Genomic DNA, 18,412 nt, shown 5'->3' with positions numbered 1-18,412 from the left:
AATACCTCATCAAAATTTAAAACTATAAGTAATTGACGGCACGGGTACCGAAAAAATTGAACTTTGTAATCCTTTAATCTCACCCTCATCCGTAACAAAAAAGACAGAGAAAGGATTATTTCTTCCCAATACATTATATATAGAAATTGTCCAAAAACTATGGGCCACTTTTCCCTTTTTGTGATTGCCTTCAACATTAAAACCAATATCTAATCGATAAAAATCTGGTATTCTAAATTTATTACGATCACTGTACACTACAAATTCAGAATTATTAAAATTAAAATTCCCTATAGGAAAAGTTACAGGTCTCCCTGTCTGGTATACAAAGTTTGCAGATAGACTAAATCTTCTTGTAAATTTATAATTAGTAACCATACTAATATCATGAGGCCTATCAAAATTTGAAGGAAAAAAATCTCCATCATTTACTTGTTCTTCTCTAAATGGACTATCCAACTTAATAAAAGAACGTGAATAAGTATATGCTAACCATCCATTAAACTTTCCTTTGTTTTTTCTTATTAAAAATTCTGCACCATATGATTTTCCATCCCCTTGTAAAACTTCGGTTTCTATATTTTGATTTAGTAATGTTTGTGCACCTGTTTTAAAATCTAAAATCTTATCCAATCTTTTATAAAACCCTTCTAGACTTAGCTCATAAGCATTCTGATTAAAGTTTTTATATAGCCCGATAGAATATTGATTTGCCCTTTGCGGTTCTATATTTAAATCTGAAAGTTTCCATGTATCTATTGGAGAGGCTGTGGTATTATTAGATAATCTATGTATATATTGTATTGTGTTATTGTAGCTTGCTTTGACCGAAAAATCTGGTAATATCAAATATCTCGCAGACAATCTAAGTTCTGGTCCTCCATATGTTTCGACTACTTCATTTTTATCAAATTCTCTTGTTTCAATTAGAGTTCCATCATTTTTAGGTAATCCTTCTTGATATATTCGCTGTGATGATTCTCCCAATGTATTAAACACAGAAAATCTAATCCCTGCATCCAATAATAATTTTTTGGTTACATCAAACTTTCCAGAAAGAAAAGCAGCTGATTCTAAACCTCTTTCTTTTGGAACGTTTACAGGTGTTACAATAGATTCTGCACCATCCGGTTTTTTATTTCCTGGTCGCAATGCATATAACTTACTTGAAATACCATAATCAAACTTTAATCGATCACTATACAAGTATTTCATTTTTAATTTTAATTCGGTTTCTTCAATACTATTCCCTAGTTTAAAATCACCATTTGTATCTCCATCAAACTCTATATCAAATTCATAAGCACTATTTACTACTATTAAATTACCTCTATTCTTCTCATTAAACTTATGCTCCCAGTTAAGAGATAATGCTCTGTTTTTATAGATATACAATGAATCAGAAGTAATACTAAAGTCATCTCTACTAAAATAGCCTGTTGCGCTAATTTTATTATTCTCATTGAATTTATGATTATATTTTGCCACAACATCATAAAATGATGCCTCACTATTTTGTAGATTTTCTTCATCCAGAGATCTTAAAATCCAATTCGCATAAGCTACTCTTCCTCCAACCATAAGTGCAGACTTATCTTTAAACACTGGTGTTTCTAATACTACATTACCGGTAACAGGACCTATAGAGGCCTCTCCTTTAAACTCCTTAGCATCACTATCTCTTGTTTTGATATCAAATACAGAAGATAATCGACCTCCGTATTCTGCTGGTATACTCCCTTTATAAATATTAACTTCACCAAGAGTAAATGGGTTTAATGCAGAAAATACTCCGAAAAAATGTTGAGGATTATAAACCACTGCGTCATCTAGTAAGATTAGATTCTGATCTGATTTACCCCCTCTAACATTAAATCCAACGGCTCCTTCGCCAGCAGTAGTAACTCCTGGTAATGTAGTAGCTACTTTTAAAACATCACGTTCTCCAAGTACCAATGGTATATTCTTTGATTCTTCTACATCAACTTTCTCTGCTCCTGTTATTGCACTTTTAACATTTTCATTGACATTTGATTCTATAATTACTTCATCAAGAACTTCTAAACTTTCTTCGAGATTAAAATCCAACTCACCGTCATTATAAATAATAATCCTTTTAGTTTGACTTGCAACTCCCATAGCACTTGTTTCTAAAATATTGAGACCTGGAGAGAGTTCTATCTCATAGTATCCATTTTTATCTGTATCGGTTCCTGTATTTTTATTTTTTACAATAATCGAGAGGTTAGACACTGGAGCACCTGTTCTAGCATTTATAGCATATCCTTCTAGAGTAAAACTAGATCGATCACTATTTTTATTTTCTCTTCCTATTCGAATAGTTTGTGCTCTTCTCTTTTTTGAAATACCATCTTTTATCTGAAAAACCGGATTCACCTTTATTTCTTCTCCACTATCAACAGTTTCTTTTTTTTCATTTCCAAAAAACCCCTTAGGTAATTCATCATAAATAACACTATTACGAGTTATTATAATCCCTTTTTTATTAGAAATAAAAAAGTTCAAAATGGTGTCTTTAAAGATATCTTCTAAAACTTCATTAAGCGGAGTATTTTCATACTTACCAGAAACAATTTTATCTCCTAACCAAGCATCGACATAATAAAAACGATAATTTGTTACTTCTTCTATTTGACTAAATGCATTTTTGAGATTAACGTTATCGAATGACAATGACACCTTAGGTTGATTATCTTGTGCGTATATAACGGTAAGCCCGAAAAAGAATATAATTCGTATTAAAAACCTCATTCTTTTATACTATTATTATTGTTAGAAATCAGTGAATGGATTTTTTTCATTAGAAGTATCCAAAACATATCTGAATTTGATTTACGTACTGTCTTATTAGCGTTATAAAAAGTAGTGATGTCTTTCTTGAGTTCTGGAAAAACTCTGTTTAATTCGCTTTTTGTACGTATTAAATAGTAACTATCGTTATAAAAAAGAAAATATGATTCTCTATCTAAAAAATCATATAACAACCGGTCTTCTTTAAAGAGCTCTTTCTTAATTTTATGATGTTTCTTATAAAAAACAAAACGATCATTACTTGTTAGAACTTCATAGAATCCAGATTCTTTTGTAGTACTTATTCCAGAACGAATATTAACAAATTTATGATCACCAATACTAAAATTATCCACATTACTGGAAATAAGCTGTAAAGTTCTTACTCCAAATTTATTTGACAATTTAATAAGTACCTTATCTTCATAAATATTATATTTTATCATCAATCCATAGTATTCCTTACCTTCATACGAAACTGATCCCGGAATAAAATCAGATGAATTAAAAAATTGATGTTTTTTATGTATAAGATTATATTTTTCTGTGTATAATACACCATTATATAGTCCTGTATTCTCTATACCTATAAATGTATCAAACCAATTATAGTAGTCTGGATTATTTTTATTGAGTAACTGACCATAGGATATGAAACAAAAAAGTGAGGAAAAAAATAGTAGCCGTATTTTCATGCAGTTTTGATTAGTTAGACTCTTTTAAAACCACAATAACTTTTAGCCCAATAACTATAAAAGGAATATCTATAGTTTAGATAGTTAAATTAAACCCAGGATTTAGATAATTGTAATGAATTAACAGAGATTTCTTACTTTTTTCTAAAAATACATATTTTGAAAAGCTAAAAAACACCCTTCACTGTTAAATAATGTTAATTATTTAAAAAAGAAGAAAATAGTTGAATTATAAAAAATTCATAATCTCCTCTTTCTTCTTTCGAGTATCTTCCATAGTTTCTGGAATATGATTTTAAATAAACAAGTATAATTTAAAAACACTATCTAGTAGTCCTGTATATATAGAAAGTTGAAGATCTAGGACTTTTTTCTTGTTGATAACTTATATCTTTTTTTGTATAATGATTAGCAATCTATTATAAACTAATAAAGTAGGGCTTACACTTTGTTAAGATATATATTACGTATGATATCAAAGCTCATGCCCTACTTATTTATGTACAAATTACATAACAAACAATTATACTACTGCCTCTTCTTTAACCTGAAACAGTTTTTCATTTAAAAATCTTAATGTTGGAATTTTATCTTTTGTATCTACCAGAATAGATATATTATTATTACTTCCTCCATAAGAAACCATACGAACCGGAATAAAATTTAATATTTCAAAAAGTTTATATGAATTCTTATCATTAATAACAGATTCTCCAACAATACATATAATACTATGATCCTGTTCTACTGTTATTTCTGCATAGTTTTCTATTTCTTTTACAATCTTATCTAAATTGGTAGTATCATCAATAGTTAATGATATGGCGATTTCTGAAGTTGTAATCATATCAATAGATGTATGATAATTATCGAATACTTCGAAAATCCTTCTAAGATAACCATGCGCCATTAGCATTCGATTAGACTTTATTTTAATCGCGGTAATTCCATCCTTTGCAGAAATTGCTTTCAATCCTTTTCTATATGTCTTATTAGAAATTACTGTTCCTGAGGCTTCTGGATCAAAAGTATTTTTTAATAATACAGGGATATCTTTATCTACTACAGGAGAAACAGTTTGTGGGTGAAGAATTTTTGCTCCAAAATATGCTAACTCTGCAGCTTCGTTATATGTAAGGTGAGATATTGGATGCGTTTCATCCACATATCTTGGATCATTATTATGCAGGCCATCTATATCTGTCCAAATTTGTATCTCAGAAGCGTTTATAGCTCCTCCAATAATTGTAGCAGTATAATCACTACCTCCTCTTTTTAAATGACTAATCTCTTCTTTAGTATTTCTACAAACAAATCCCTGAGTAATATATATTGAAGATTGAATATTATTTTCTAATATCCTGTTCAATTTTTTTGAAACCTTCTCAAGATTGGGGTTATCTACAGAATCAACATACATAAATTCTTTGGCATCTAAAAGTACATTGGGCACATCAACAGTATTTAAAAATCCAGAAAATATATACGTTAATAATGTCTCTCCATATGTAATAATCCTAGAATTAATAATTTCAGAATAATCTTGACTAGATATCTCAAACATTTCTGTTATCATAGATGATAAACCATCTTTAAGTGTATTTTTTACTTCCTGGTTTTCAATTAACTCATCAATAACATCACTATGTTTACTCTCAAGTCGATGTAAATTTCTTGTTATAGCATCTGTATCTTTAAATTTTATACTTTCTACCAATCTAATCAATTGATCAGTAACTCCAGACATTGCAGAACAAACTACAATTTTATCTTCTTGATCAGAAGTCAAAATTTCTTTAACTCTATTTAGATTTTCAACAGATCCTACAGAAGTTCCTCCAAACTTTAAAATTTTCATCAATCTTACTTTTACTGTTTTTTAACGTTGCATAATTAGTTAATAACGAACAGATAATAAATATTTTAAAAGAAAAAGCATAAATTTGCACAGAATGTTAAATATATAACAATGAAAACAATTACTGATTGCGTACACAATATACTTAGACATCAACCCTTTCTTGAGGACGCTCTATCAAGAGATATTATAAACTTTAGTTCTTTGGCCATTGATTTATTGCCAAGAGTAGAAAAAGTTATGAAAAAACCTGTTAAACCAGGATCTATTGTAATGGCATTAAGGCGCTATCATCCCAGACGTATTAAGCATATTGACAATTTGAGGAACCTTGGAGATATTGTAGTAAGGTCTGGAATAACAGAATATACCTTTTTAAATTCTAACACTATATTATCAAGTCAGAGTAATCTCTTAGAAAGTGTAAAAAACGAAGCTAAAGCATATTTCACTTATTCCAGCAACTTCCAGGAGAGTAATATTTTAGTAACATCTTCACTTAAAAGTATTGTAGAAAAGCATTTTAAAGCTGAAACCTGTATCTCTGTTGCAGATAATTTATCTTCTATTTCTATTGCCTTACCTGAAGATAATTCTAAATCCATTGGACTATACTTTTACATTTTTAAACTCTTAGCATATGAAGGCATTCCTGTTTTTGAGGTTATTTCTACTTCAAATTATTTTACTTTGTTTCTAGAAAAAGAATATGTAAACAAGGCTTTTCTTTTAATGAATGAAATTAAAGAAGATTGAATAAAAAAACCCTGCCAGATAGCAGGGTCTTATTATATAACTATTATAAATAAACGTATTACCAGATTTGAACTCTTTTCTCTGGCGCTAAATACATTTTATCACCTTCTTTTATCTCAAATGCATCGTAGAATGCCTGAACATTTAACAACGGTTGAATTGCTCTTGTAAAGCCTGGAGAATGTGGATCAGTTTTGATTCTTGTTCTTAATGCATCTTCACGCATTTTTGTTCTCCATACTGTAGCCCAAGACATAAAGAAACGCTGCTCTGCCGTAAACCCATCAATATCTTCTGGTCTTCCGTTTTCAGCAAGGTGCATTTGTAATCCATCATAAGCTCCTAATACACCTCCTAAATCACCTATATTTTCACCAAGGGTAAATTTTCCATTGATAAATACACTATCCAATACTTCTATAGCACTATATTGCTCTGCTAATGCATCTCCTCTTTTTGTAAATGCCTTAAGATCTTCTTCTGTCCACCAATTTTTAAGGTTTCCATCTGCATCAAAACGAGCTCCAGAATCATCAAAAGCGTGTGAAATCTCATGACCAATTACCGCACCGATACCTCCATAATTAACAGCTTCATCAGCAGTGTAGTTATAAAAAGGTGGTTGTAAAATCGCTGCAGGGAACACAATCTCGTTATTAAGTGGATTAAAATATGCGTTCACCGTTTGTGGTGACATTCCCCATTTTGTTTTATCAACAGGTTCTCCTATATCCTCAAAATTCTTATCCCTTGCCCACTTATCTACAGCAGCCATATTCTCAAAATAAGTTTTATCTGAAGATACTTCCATTTTAGAATAATCTTCCCATTTATCAGGATATCCAATTTTAACAGTAAACTTATTCAGTTTTTCAATCCCTTTTGCCTTGGTTTCATCACTCATCCAATCCAATTTCTGGATACGAGCTTTATATGCTTCAATTACATTAGCAATCATTTTTTCGGCCTTGGCCTTAGCTTCTGGCGGGAATTTTTCATCCACATATAGTTGTCCTAAAGCTTCTCCAACTGTTCTATTTACAGTAGCAAGCGCACGCTCATCTGCTGGACGTTGTTCTTTTTGACCACTTAAATATTTACTATAAAACTCCCAATTAGCAGTTTCAACATCTGTTGTCAAGCGACCAGCTGCATTATTAAATGTATCCCATCTGATCAAAGTCTTTAAATCTTCGATAGACGTATCCTTTAAGAAACCATCTAAAGCTTTAGTGTATCGTAATTGAGCAACTATTATGGTATCAAATTTCTTAGTTACACCAAGATCACTAAGCATTTTATTAACATCTATTGAAGTTAACATTTTATCAGCTTCTGCTATTGTTCTTGGATTATTATAGTTACGAGCATCTCTACTTTCAACTTTATTTAGTCTTGGTTCTGCAAGTTTAGTTTCTAAATCAAGTATCTTGTCTGCTGCTGCAGTAGCGTCGGACTCTGAATCTCCCAACATTTGCAACATTCTAACAATATGCTTTTTATATTCTACACGAATTTCTTTTGATTTACCATCTTGATCTAAGTAGTAATCTCGATCTGGTAATCCCAATCCATTTGCTCCAAGATAAACCGCATTCATAGCACTGTTATTTAAATCTGCTTGTACACCTAATCCTATGAATGGTGACGAAACTGATGGGTTTTTGGCCAGTACAGTTTGTAAGTCATTAAGATTCTTAATCGATGCAATATCATCAAGTGCTGACTGTAATGGTGTAAGACCTGCTTTATTCCTTGTTACCGTGTCTAATTTGGTATCAAAAATGGCTAATGCTTTTGCTTGATCGGTATCTCCACCGTATTTCCCGCTTTTCTTAGCTTTATCCAAAATTTCCAGTACATCTTTATCTGTTGACTTACGAAGCACTCCAAATCCTCCCCAAGTTGTTCTGTCCGCCGGAATTTCGGTGGTTTTCATCCAACTTCCATTAACATAGTTATAGAAATCTTCTTTAGGGCTCACGGTCGTATCCATATTTTCTAGGACTATCCCGGGGATTTTTTCTACCTCTGCTACCACTTCACTCTCGCTATCATCTTTTTTTGTTTCGTTTTTACAACTCACAAAAGCGAAAATAAATGCAGCTAAAAAATAAACATTTTTCATTTTTATACTCATTCTATTAGTAAATTAAGATTAGTTATCTGCAATATGACGTATAAATTGAGAATTTGTTACGCATATTAAGCGCGTAATTTATGGAAAATGATAGATGTTAATACTCTTTATATAGAGTTTTAACTAAAAAATAAGATTTATAAAAAGTAATAAATTCAAAATAAAACAGTTAGCTTCTCAAAAAAAAACAATTCTTATTTCAACAATCTGGTATCGAAAGAGAATGGTTCTATGTCCACAAGTTTTATTTCCCCAAATTTAGGATGCAAAGGATTGATGAGAAGGTTTTCTTCTTTTGGTATGATTATACTAGGGACCTTAAGTCCTAAGTATTTCTCCTCTGTTATCCATGGAACTGCAAAATTTTGAATTTCTATCGGTACAGGAATTTTATTCCAATTATCAGGTAATGTTTCTATACGCATAGTAGTTACCAGCTTATCAGGAATGGTTATAGTAGCAATTGCCATATCATCCGGGAAATAAGCAGCTGGTAAATGTGCTAATACTTCTAAGGCCGAAAGAGCTACAGACGCACTTGTATAAAGTACCGCAATACCTTTGGGATTCCACCTTCCACCTACAGTTTTTGCTCCAATTCCAGAAAGGTCTTTAATGTATTTTTGCTTTGCTATTCTATATACTTGCATTATGCAAAGATTCCATGCTCGATTCTAACTAATTCTTCATTAAGCAGTTGAAAGCCAAAAGTTGTATCCAGAAGTTCTTTTGGTTTTTTCATAGCTAATGCAACACTTGGGTGATCCATCCAATTCTTAAAACGAATAAGGTCTCCAAAAATATTTTCCCCTTTTGCATAAAGTTTTGCTAATTGTAACGCCTTTGCACTTGCCTCAGTACTTAATTTTTTATTCAAATCATAACGTTGGATAGTACGTTCTGACATATGTAGTACATGTGCTAATTCTTTGAGATCAAAACCAATAGTTTTGGCTAAATGTAACAATGCTTTTTTATCTATTCCATTTCTTGATAATTCAATAAAATCATACATATTTCGTAATGGAATATCTATATTTAGATATCGTAATAAACCTTTATTCTCAAAACTATCAAAATCCAAAGGAGATACTGCACTCATGGCTATTTATTTTACGACAAAAGTACAAAAAAAAATGACAACTGTCAAACATTACTGATAAAATTGAGTTAAATTATGGTTTTACCGTATTTCATAACATGCTTGATGATTACATTATATCCTCTGACCTAATAAAGTACCTAATTACTAATCATTACTATAATGAACGTATAACTTTAATATTTAGTTCATACAAACTTTACGTTTATACTGTAAAAATCAATAGAATTATAAAACTCAAGTTAGATTTGTTAAAAAAAACAAAATATCTCTATTTCTAAAACTTCCAGTGATTACGGGGGTATTCAAGATTTATACTGCTAAAACAAAAATAATTTTCAATCTTCCGCGCAAAAAAGTTACGTTTTTAACATAATTTATTGTATATTGTCGTTGATTTTATGTTTTACAACGATAAAAAACCAAAACAAGAAAGAAATTTCTTACAAATTTAAAATTAAGGTTTAACCCTAAAACCCCAAGCTATATGAAAACACTTTTACCCTTATTAGTCTTGTTTATAACAAGCGTTACATTGGCAAATACTAAAATCGATATTTCATATAAATTAATGTCGGTCACAGAAAACACTATTGTGAATGGTTTGGATGAAAATACAGAAGAAGGTGTTATTTTTATTACAGAAAGTTTACATCTAGAAGATGGTGTTCGTATTAAAGTTAGAAATGCATGTCTTATCATCCTTGGTGATTTAACTGGTAATGGTATAATCGACATTGATGATACTGCAACCGTTACTCTTGAAGGACAAGAACAAGGAAGAATTACCTTTATAGACAGGTTTTTGGCAGATGACACTTGCCAACAAAGTACTGATTTAAAAACTTTTAAAGATATAAAAGAAGTTCCCCAAGGTCTTAACTATAGTCTTTATAATATGTCTGGAAGATTATTAGACAAAGGAGAAGTTGACGACTATATTCAGAATTATTTAGATCCAAAAACTTATCTAATTAAGATAGAAGGATATAAATTAAAGCAAATAGTTTTCAAAGGATAATTTTAACACTAAAGTAAGGTTTAAAATCCGCAGCAGATCTTCTGTTTCGGATTTTTTTATGACATCTATTTACACCAAAAATTCTTAATTTTAGAGAAACATTAAGTTTTGTATTTTAAAAAAGACTTATATTTAACAAGAAATCCCCTATAAAAATTTACTTCCTTACCTCCAGGTTGTTAAACACTAAACTAACGTAAGAACTCAACCAAATCAATTCATATGGTTCATATATCATGGTTCAAATCTGAGGTAGCAAAATATACTTTTTACGGAGTACTATTTGGACTTATGTTTCCTATTCTAGCCACGTGTATTGATATAATGAGACTGGATATGGAACTTTCCTGGAAATCTGCAATCTTTGTTCAAAAGAACTATCCAATTCATTATATTATAGATACAGCTCCTCTATTTCTTGGACTATTTGCTATGTTTGGTGGAAGAAACCTAGATCGTTTAAAAGAAAAAAACCATCAAATATTAAAGGCTTCAAAATTCAAACAAGATTTTCTTGCAAATATGAGTCATGAAATAAGAACACCTATGGTAGGCGTAATAGGTATGATAGATTTGCTTCTTAAAAACACACCCCTAAATAGTTTACAAAAAGAATATGTAAATATCATTCATCAATCTTCTCTAAACTTATTAGATATTTTAAATCAAATTTTGGATCTATCAAAAATAGAAGCAGGAAAATTTGATTTAACTCCGACACATATTGATTTTAAAAAAACAATACATCAAAACATGAATCTTTTTCTAGCAACAGCTAAGGCAAAAGAAATTGATATGTTTCTCGATTATTCAGAAGAATTACCAACTACTATTCTTGCAGATGGTAATCGTTTAACTCAAATTATTTCTAATCTTATAGGCAATGCTATTAAATTTACCGAAGGAGGTGACATACACATAAAAGCCTCTTTATCATCAAAAAAGAACGATGATTTAGTGATAAAATTAGAGGTTATAGATTCTGGTGTTGGTATTAATAAAAAAGACCAGGAGACTCTTTTTACTCGTTTTAGTCAATTTCATGAAGCTTCTATCACAGCCGGAGAAGGAAGTGGTCTTGGGCTCACTATTTGTAAAAAACTAGTAGGTCTTATGCAAGGAAAATTAGGAGTCAAAAGTGAATTAGGCAAAGGAAGTAATTTTTGGTTTACCTTTAAAACGACTCGATCTAATTTAACAATAACCAAAGAGAATACTCCTTCTCTAAAAAAACAAAATCAAAAATACAACCTACATGTTTTATTAGTTGAAGATTCAGATACTAACATACTTGTCTCTGAACAAATATTAAAATACTTAGGATGTACTTCTGATATTGCGAAAGATGGAAAACAAGCATTAAAAATATTCAAAGAAGATACGTATGATCTTATTTTAATGGATATAAACCTACCAGAATTAGACGGAGTACAAACCTGCAATCTAATTCGTGAAAAATACACCAAAATCCCACCTATAATTGCACTTACGTCAAATGCACTTCCCGGTGACGCAGAACGTTACATTGCCAAAGGTCTAGATGATTATATCACAAAACCTTTTACAACAGAAATTCTAAACATTAAACTTAAGAACTGGTTTGGAGATCACCATGAATATCATTAAAAGTCATAAATTCTAAATCAATTGACTTCTCACCTCTGTTTTTAACGTATCTACAGCAAATTACATCAAGAAAATTTCTTACCTTGTAAGTTAGGATTAAACTCAATACATAGAATTTACAACCAAAAAAAATAGCTATGAAAAATATTTTATTTTACAAAAAGCATCAGGCTCTTATACTGTTTGTTTTATTGATTATCGGATATTCAACACATATGCACGCATTTACATATTATCAAGATATCGATTCTCAAAATTCAGTAAATTATAATGAGTACAAAGGAGTAGCTGTAGATAAAGAAAATAATACACCTCTTATATCTGCTTCTATAACTGTAAATGAAACTAATATTTCTACCGTTACAAATGATGAAGGAGAGTTTTTATTAAAAGTTCCTAAGAATATGGCTGATGGTAAAATTACTATTTCACATCTTGGTTACTTAGACAAAATAGTTTCACTATCAGAATTTAAAGGTCAGGAATTAAAAATAAAACTGAGTTTATCAGTAACAGAACTATCAGAAGTTACCATTGATCCAAGAGATCCTGAAGCCCTTATACGTGAAGTTATAAAACGAAAAGGGGTCAACTATATTAATGATAATACAATAATGACCGCTTTTTATCGAGAAACAATTAAGAAAAGAAGAACTTATGTTTCTCTTTCTGAAGCTGTAGTTGATATCTATAAAAACCCATACGAATCAAAAAAAACGGACATTATTAAGCTGTTTAAGGCTAGAAAAAGCGCTGACTATAAAAAACTAGACACACTAACGTTAAAACTACAAGGAGGACCGACTAGTACACTGTACATAGACGTAATGAAAAATCCTGAAAACATATTTACCGAAGAGATGCTAAAATTCTATGATTTTAGTTTCGATAAATCGACCAAAATTAATGATCGATACATTTACGTACTAAAATTTAAACAGCTTCCTTCAATCGAAGAACCTTTATACTTTGGTAAACTATATATAGATGCAGAAACCTTGGCTATGACAAAGGCTATTTTTAGCCTGAATACAGAAAACAAAGAAGAAGTCAGTAAAATGTTTGTTCGTAAAAAACCTAATAGAGCCAAAGTATATTTTACAGAAGCCACTTATAATATTGATTATCGACAAAAGAATGGTAAATGGTATTATGGATACGGCAGAATTGATCTTGCGGTAAAAATAAATTGGAAAAAGAAATTATTTAATTCAAATTATAGGTTAAATGTTGAAATGGCGATTACCGATTGGAAAAAGAATATTGACAACGAAACGCTTAAACCAAAAGATAGGTTAAAATCATCTGTGGTGATTAGTGATGAAGCTTCTGGGTTTTCTGATCCGCAATTCTGGGGAGAGTATAACGTGATAGAACCCGAAAAGTCAATAGAATCGGCAATTAAAAAAATTAAAAAACAATTGCGAAAATTGAACTAACAAAATAAGTCTAAATAAACTTCTTTAAAAGAGCACGCTATAGCGTGCTCTTTTTTTTAACAACATCTATCAATCAATTCAACATACAATTTTATTACTTTTACATCTGGGAAAACAAAAAGATTGCAACAATTACCAATCTAAAGAAGTTAATTAAGTAAAGAATCATTTTTCAAAATTATCAAATGAAGAAAACACAGTTTTTTGTGCTTTTTTATATATTTTCTTATGTAGTATCTGCCCAAAGACATGTTGACTCTTTAGGAGTTAAGGAAGATTTTAAGATTTTTGAAAGCATCTTGAAAAAAGGACACCCAACCTTATATGAATTTATTGATGAGGATTCTCTGAATTATATTTTTAAAGACACCAAAGAATCACTTGGTTCTAAAAATTCTGATATAGATCTGTATAAAAAAATGTTAAACATTACAGATAAGATCAAAGATGGGCATCTTATATTATATGCTCCAAATACAATAAAAACAGATCAATATTATTTTCCTTTAATTTTGAAAATAATAAACACCGAATTTTATACTGATACAGAGGATTTTGGAATTCCGGTTGGCTCAAAAATTCATGAGATTAATGGCAAAGAGATTTCTGAAGTTTTAGAAAGAATGAAAAAGTATGTTGCCAGTGATGGATATAATTTAACTAAAAAATATAGAGATATTGAATTAAAATTTGGTTTGTATTTTGCCTACGAATATGGTATAGAAAAACAATTTAATATCAACTATACAGAACCCAATGGAATAAATAAGACACTCTCCCTCCCAGCAGAATCTTTTGCAAAAGTTAGATTAAGAAATACCAAGCGCAATTCATACTTTGCCAAATATCATAACAAAGAAAATGACTTTGATTTTTTTAATACATATATCAGTAATAAAGACCCTTTTGTTTATTATAAGGAAAAACTTAATACAGCAATTTTAGTCGTAAATACTTTTGAAGGTGATACAAGAATATTTAAATCGAAGTTGACAAAAATTTTCAAAGAAATCAATAAGAAAAAGATTCGTCATCTTATTATCGATGTTCGTCAAAATAATGGAGGTTTCAGATCTAGCGCAGTTCATTTATATTCTTTTATCGCAAAAAGTATCTTTAAGCAAGTTACTAGTGAATATGTTACTTCTCTTTCTATCCCTGAACGAAAATACGTAACACAAACATTTCTTAATGAAAAAGAATTTTTAAAAGATAAATTTAATAATCACCCTATATATGATGGTTGGAAGCTCGCATTTGATGATATGGAAGCTGTTATGGTACCTGATAAAGATCGTTTTAAAGGAAAAGTTTATGTATTGTCAGGAGGAGCAACTTTTGCTGCAGGCTCAACGTTTACACTAAATGTAAAAAATGATCCCGATATGCTATTGATAGGAGAAGAAAATGGTGGAGGTTATTATTTCTTTAATGCTGAATTTCCTGTTTTCTATGAATTCCCAAACTCCAAAATACTTATGTCCATGTCTATGGAAAAAGTTAATCACTATGTTAAAGATAAAACCATCCCTAAAGGATCTGGTGTACCTCCAGATAAACATATAATTCTAACCGTAGAAGATCTAATATCGGGTAGAGATCCAGAACTAGATTATGTTTTACGACTTATAGGAGGATGAGAATAAGAATACAAATTTTAAAATCATGTATTATCCTATGTAAGTATTTACACTAGTTGTTAACTTACATGAGTTATGAAGCATTTGCTTAAATCTTAAAGCGATATGTTCATCATCAAATTTCATTGCTTCACTTATACTAGTAGACAAAACAAGCTCACCAATAAGATATTCTACAAAATAACTTTGCTCATCCGTTAAAAGTACATATTCTGTCATATGGTAATCTATCTAATCTTAATTTTTATAAATACATCCTAACAAGACTGGTAGAATTTGTAAGTAAAAGTAAGTTTAAAACATATGTAAAACAGAAGGTATGTCCAATACTTTTGCACAGAAGTATTAACAATTTATCCTTTATAAACTATGGGTATGATTTTTGATATTATAGAAATCAAAATATGTATTATGCAAATATACTCGTCATCACTAGTTATTCTCATTGTGGTACTTAGCTTTACATCTTGCACAAAATCTTCAAAAAAGCCATACATCCTTCCAGACAATGCCATATCCTTATTGGCAGGAGAAACAGGAAAAACTTGGAAATTAGCATGGAGATATAATAATGGTACTCGCATGAACATGAGAGGTTGTTTTCTTTCATATAGAGCTACTTATTCCCCAGATATGATGTTTAGGGATAATAATGGTGATCATCAAGATTGTGGTCTAACTTTATTAGGAAATTGGGAGATCACTAAGGATAAAAAAGGAAATCCATACATAAAATTAACTAGCGATCAGCTTCCGGATATCATGCACATTGATAAGAATTATAAGTTTTTCAAAATCTTAAAACTCGATAAGGATACGCTTAGAATTCAATTCAGACACAAGCAATTTTCTTCTAAAAGTACTTTTGTCGACACTTTTGTTTCTGAGCATATAAAAATCGAGGGGAGAGATTTTCATTGGTAGAATATTTTTTGTTTCGAGAGAATCAAATAAAAAAACCGATCATAATATTCTCTAAATATTATAATCGGTTAATTTAAAACATATGACTGATTTTAATCAGACACAAAACGTAAGTAAACCTGGGGCAAAAAAAGCTTTTCTTCAAACTTAGTTAAATCAATATAACTAATGTTTGTTAGCTATAACTAACTTCAATTTTTCGCAAAAGACCTATTTCTATATATTCTAATATTTTATCAGCTTTACCTATTTTTTCTGTTTCTATTGGCACCCATCCATCAATTTTGATCATGTCATTAGGATTACTGCTAAAAAACATTTCGTATTCATACTCTTTGGATCTCCCATCATTGAAAGAAGGGTATGGACTATTCTTTGTTTTGTCCATCATCCTTTTTTGAACGATTTCTATTTTTGAAGCTAAATCTAAGGTTTCTGTATCCCTATGTACTTCTACATCCAAAAACTCTGCAATCGAGGCCATAATTACTTCTTCTAAATTCATAAGCATAAATTTTAGTGATTAATAATATCTAACACTACATGTTAAAATATTTTCTTTACTTTTTTATTAAAACATAATACCCTTATTTTTATAGGGTATAATTTTAAAAAAACATATTTAAATTAAACTGAACCCTATAAAAACAAGTCAAATCTATATATAATTAGTCAAAAATTAAAAATACACCCCATAAAATATAGGGTATGTATTGAAAATTTACATTTTGATAAAATTTAGATTATCCAAATTGAGTATTTGCTAATTGAGTATTAGGAAAATTCTTTTTTTTCCAATGAATGAATAGAAAAAAAACATCATATCAACTAATAATAAGCCCTAAAAAGTTTTGATTACATACCAATAGAGATAGAAGAGTACTTTTTTTACCCCTGTTTTTTTAACCGGAATGTATTAATTTGAAAAAATATTTAGACAACTTCTAAAATTATTTTTTCAAAATTATCCTTAGTAGCCTCACATAGGGAGCAAGAATAAGTTTTTGGTAAATCATGAAAATCGATACCAGCCTGAATTTCTAAAGTTACATCACCCACTGAAGGATCATAAATGGTTTTACAATCTTTACATTGATACACTTCTATTTCAATACTCTCTCTTTTGGCTATAAAATTTTGAACTTGTTCATCCTCCTCTGTTCCCAGGTTCTGAAAATAAGTTTTAGTTAATTCAATTAGTAGTCTAGGTAAATCCATCTGATCAATATCCTGAGCATATACTTTATACATTCTTGAATTCGGATTAAAATTCCTTGCATACAAGACATTATAAGTCGGTCGTACTACAAAATCCTCTATAGGTTGAGATATTTTATTTTCTTCTATCATTATTGAAGTAAAATACCGGTTTCTATTTTTACTGGCAGTAACTCCAAATGTCAATCCATACGTACTGATATCATTCTGATCAAAATTCATCACTAAAGATTTTTTCAGATCTAAAGCTTTTTTATCATTAACTGGCAGATGCCAATTTAATTCTAACGAAGAATGTCGAACATTTATTCCAGACTGTCCTAATAGCTTTTCTAATGCTAATTTACTCTCCTTGGGAATCGCTTTAATAATAAATGATTTCCATGGTGTTAAGCAGATTTTTCCGATTCTATGTTCTACACAAAAATCACATAGTGTTTTAAGAAATTCTAAATCATATTGATTATTTCTCCAATACAATCCTAACCAGTATTGGTTAATCCCCATTTTATTCATTCCTTCATAGTAAGGAAAAGGATTAAAAGCAACTCGAAGCGGTTTCTCTATAACTCTATTATTAGTATCCAAATTTTCATTTAAAAACAAAAAAAGCTCATTAACATCTCCTACCTTTTTATAGGCGTTCTCAATCGCTTCTGCCACCTTTGCAATATCCCAAGTATAAATTAGCACAGGATAATATTCCTCTTCCCAGCCTGGTAATTTTAGAAACAAATACCAATAATCTTCATGTGAAGATGCAATAAAATTAAGATCTCCAGAAAATAAAGGTACAATTTGTTGTTTAGGATCTGTAATATTTATTTTCAATTCTGGTTTATATCTAAAATTTTCTAAAATATATAAATAGGTCGTTCCTCTTAACCATACTGTAGCATTAAAAATATCTATTGAAACGTAAGAACAGCTTATATTTTGCTGTATTTCAGAAGTGAAAAAAGAGGGATCAAAGGATTCTTTTTCGATAATTAAATCTCCATTACCATCCTGTAACGGAAAAATAATATCTTGTCTAGACCCAAAATGAAATGTTTCCAATCCAAGATTTTGTGCATAGCTTATAATACGCTGTAACTCTATAGGAGATAGCACACCTCCTTTTACATCAATTCTTTGCAAAGACTGTTCTTTATTCATTTTTATTCAGTTTTAAATCTTCAA

14 protein-coding genes are annotated in these 18,412 nt (G+C 30.1%); 6 read left to right on the top strand and 8 right to left on the bottom strand.

The features are described from left to right. Positions 1 to 9: 9 nt before the first annotated feature. The 3 genes from DK442_RS13890 to DK442_RS13880 all read right to left on the bottom strand — a co-directional run bounded on the left by DK442_RS13890 (position 10) and on the right by DK442_RS13880 (position 5,364). The gene (locus tag DK442_RS13890; RefSeq protein ID WP_109436502.1) at positions 10 to 2,772 is read right to left on the bottom strand and encodes a carboxypeptidase-like regulatory domain-containing protein; all 2,763 of its coding nucleotides are present in this window, start codon (positions 2,770 to 2,772) and stop codon (positions 10 to 12) included. Beyond that, the gene (locus DK442_RS13885; RefSeq protein ID WP_109436501.1) at positions 2,769 to 3,506 is read right to left on the bottom strand and encodes a hypothetical protein; all 738 of its coding nucleotides are present in this window, start codon (positions 3,504 to 3,506) and stop codon (positions 2,769 to 2,771) included. The genes DK442_RS13890 and DK442_RS13885 overlap by 4 nt, the downstream gene beginning before the upstream one ends. 523 nt (positions 3,507 to 4,029) lie before the next feature. Continuing rightward, entirely contained in the window at positions 4,030 to 5,364 is a 1,335-nt protein-coding gene (locus DK442_RS13880) for an aspartate kinase (protein WP_109436500.1), read from the bottom strand. A 111-nt stretch (positions 5,365 to 5,475) separates the two neighbouring features. On the opposite strand from DK442_RS13880, the gene DK442_RS13875 reads away from it, so the two are divergent. Beyond that, a complete protein-coding gene (locus tag DK442_RS13875) occupies positions 5,476 to 6,120 on the top strand; it encodes a hypothetical protein (protein WP_109436499.1) in 645 nt (214 codons plus the stop codon). A gap of 58 nt (positions 6,121 to 6,178) precedes the next feature. Here DK442_RS13875 and DK442_RS13870 read toward each other — a convergent pair whose 3' ends face one another. The 3 genes from DK442_RS13870 to DK442_RS13860 form a co-directional block, all read right to left on the bottom strand. Beyond that, a complete protein-coding gene (locus tag DK442_RS13870) occupies positions 6,179 to 8,248 on the bottom strand; it encodes a M13 family metallopeptidase (RefSeq protein WP_109436498.1) in 2,070 nt (689 codons plus the stop codon). A 206-nt stretch (positions 8,249 to 8,454) separates the two neighbouring features. Further along, positions 8,455 to 8,910 (bottom strand): RES family NAD+ phosphorylase, encoded by a 456-nt coding sequence (locus DK442_RS13865; protein ID WP_109436497.1) that lies wholly within the window; start codon positions 8,908 to 8,910, stop codon positions 8,455 to 8,457. Further along, complete coding sequence (locus tag DK442_RS13860) at positions 8,910 to 9,362, bottom strand: antitoxin Xre-like helix-turn-helix domain-containing protein (protein WP_109436496.1); 453 nt, start codon at positions 9,360 to 9,362, stop codon at positions 8,910 to 8,912. The genes DK442_RS13865 and DK442_RS13860 overlap by 1 nt, the downstream gene beginning before the upstream one ends. A 487-nt stretch (positions 9,363 to 9,849) precedes the next feature. On the opposite strand from DK442_RS13860, the gene DK442_RS13855 reads away from it, so the two are divergent. From DK442_RS13855 to DK442_RS13830, 5 genes are all read left to right on the top strand, one after another. Beyond that, a complete protein-coding gene (locus tag DK442_RS13855) occupies positions 9,850 to 10,383 on the top strand; it encodes a hypothetical protein (RefSeq protein WP_143916074.1) in 534 nt (177 codons plus the stop codon). Between the two features lie 222 nt (positions 10,384 to 10,605). Further along, positions 10,606 to 12,009: an ATP-binding protein gene (locus DK442_RS13850; protein ID WP_109436494.1), complete on the top strand. Its 1,404-nt coding sequence runs from the start codon at positions 10,606 to 10,608 to the stop codon at positions 12,007 to 12,009. A 137-nt stretch (positions 12,010 to 12,146) separates the two neighbouring features. Next, positions 12,147 to 13,448 carry a carboxypeptidase-like regulatory domain-containing protein gene (locus DK442_RS13845; protein WP_109436493.1) on the top strand — a complete coding sequence of 434 codons (1,302 nt, stop codon included), beginning with the start codon at positions 12,147 to 12,149 and terminating at the stop codon, positions 13,446 to 13,448. 185 nt (positions 13,449 to 13,633) lie between these two features. Next, positions 13,634 to 15,088, top strand: a complete 1,455-nt coding sequence (locus tag DK442_RS13840) for a S41 family peptidase (RefSeq protein WP_109436492.1) — start codon at positions 13,634 to 13,636, stop codon at positions 15,086 to 15,088. A gap of 411 nt (positions 15,089 to 15,499) precedes the next feature. Next, the gene (locus tag DK442_RS13830; RefSeq protein ID WP_160114182.1) at positions 15,500 to 16,012 is read left to right on the top strand and encodes a lipocalin family protein; all 513 of its coding nucleotides are present in this window, start codon (positions 15,500 to 15,502) and stop codon (positions 16,010 to 16,012) included. 175 nt (positions 16,013 to 16,187) lie between these two features. On the opposite strand, the gene DK442_RS13825 is transcribed toward DK442_RS13830, so the two are convergent. Together DK442_RS13825 and DK442_RS13820 are read right to left on the bottom strand one after the other, a co-directional pair. Beyond that, positions 16,188 to 16,517, bottom strand: a complete 330-nt coding sequence (locus DK442_RS13825; RefSeq protein WP_109436489.1) for a hypothetical protein — start codon at positions 16,515 to 16,517, stop codon at positions 16,188 to 16,190. A gap of 428 nt (positions 16,518 to 16,945) precedes the next feature. Continuing rightward, complete coding sequence (locus tag DK442_RS13820) at positions 16,946 to 18,388, bottom strand: rubredoxin (protein ID WP_109436488.1); 1,443 nt, start codon at positions 18,386 to 18,388, stop codon at positions 16,946 to 16,948. Positions 18,389 to 18,412 lie beyond the last annotated feature (24 nt).

The organism is Aquimarina sp. AU119, from assembly GCF_900312735.1.
Classification (GTDB): domain Bacteria; phylum Bacteroidota; class Bacteroidia; order Flavobacteriales; family Flavobacteriaceae; genus Aquimarina; species Aquimarina algiphila.
The sequence above is the reverse complement of the archived record's forward strand: the minus strand, read 5'-3'. Positions and strand labels throughout refer to the sequence as shown.

What these genes read in the sequence shown, in the direction of transcription:
- DK442_RS13865 (WP_109436497.1), bottom strand. Translation starts at nt 8,910, where the DNA reads ATGCAAGTATATAGAATAGCAAAGCAAAAATACATTAAAGACCTTTCT.
- DK442_RS13890 (WP_109436502.1), bottom strand. Translation starts at nt 2,772, where the DNA reads ATGAGGTTTTTAATACGAATTATATTCTTTTTCGGGCTTACCGTTATA.
- DK442_RS13845 (WP_109436493.1), top strand. Translation starts at nt 12,147, where the DNA reads ATGAAAAATATTTTATTTTACAAAAAGCATCAGGCTCTTATACTGTTT.
- DK442_RS13855 (WP_143916074.1), top strand. Translation starts at nt 9,850, where the DNA reads ATGAAAACACTTTTACCCTTATTAGTCTTGTTTATAACAAGCGTTACA.
- DK442_RS13885 (WP_109436501.1), bottom strand. Translation starts at nt 3,506, where the DNA reads ATGAAAATACGGCTACTATTTTTTTCCTCACTTTTTTGTTTCATATCC.
- DK442_RS13840 (WP_109436492.1), top strand. Translation starts at nt 13,634, where the DNA reads ATGAAGAAAACACAGTTTTTTGTGCTTTTTTATATATTTTCTTATGTA.
- DK442_RS13820 (WP_109436488.1), bottom strand. Translation starts at nt 18,388, where the DNA reads ATGAATAAAGAACAGTCTTTGCAAAGAATTGATGTAAAAGGAGGTGTG.
- DK442_RS13880 (WP_109436500.1), bottom strand. Translation starts at nt 5,364, where the DNA reads ATGAAAATTTTAAAGTTTGGAGGAACTTCTGTAGGATCTGTTGAAAAT.
- DK442_RS13825 (WP_109436489.1), bottom strand. Translation starts at nt 16,517, where the DNA reads ATGAATTTAGAAGAAGTAATTATGGCCTCGATTGCAGAGTTTTTGGAT.
- DK442_RS13875 (WP_109436499.1), top strand. Translation starts at nt 5,476, where the DNA reads ATGAAAACAATTACTGATTGCGTACACAATATACTTAGACATCAACCC.
- DK442_RS13870 (WP_109436498.1), bottom strand. Translation starts at nt 8,248, where the DNA reads ATGAAAAATGTTTATTTTTTAGCTGCATTTATTTTCGCTTTTGTGAGT.
- DK442_RS13850 (WP_109436494.1), top strand. Translation starts at nt 10,606, where the DNA reads ATGGTTCATATATCATGGTTCAAATCTGAGGTAGCAAAATATACTTTT.
- DK442_RS13860 (WP_109436496.1), bottom strand. Translation starts at nt 9,362, where the DNA reads ATGAGTGCAGTATCTCCTTTGGATTTTGATAGTTTTGAGAATAAAGGT.
- DK442_RS13830 (WP_160114182.1), top strand. Translation starts at nt 15,500, where the DNA reads ATGCAAATATACTCGTCATCACTAGTTATTCTCATTGTGGTACTTAGC.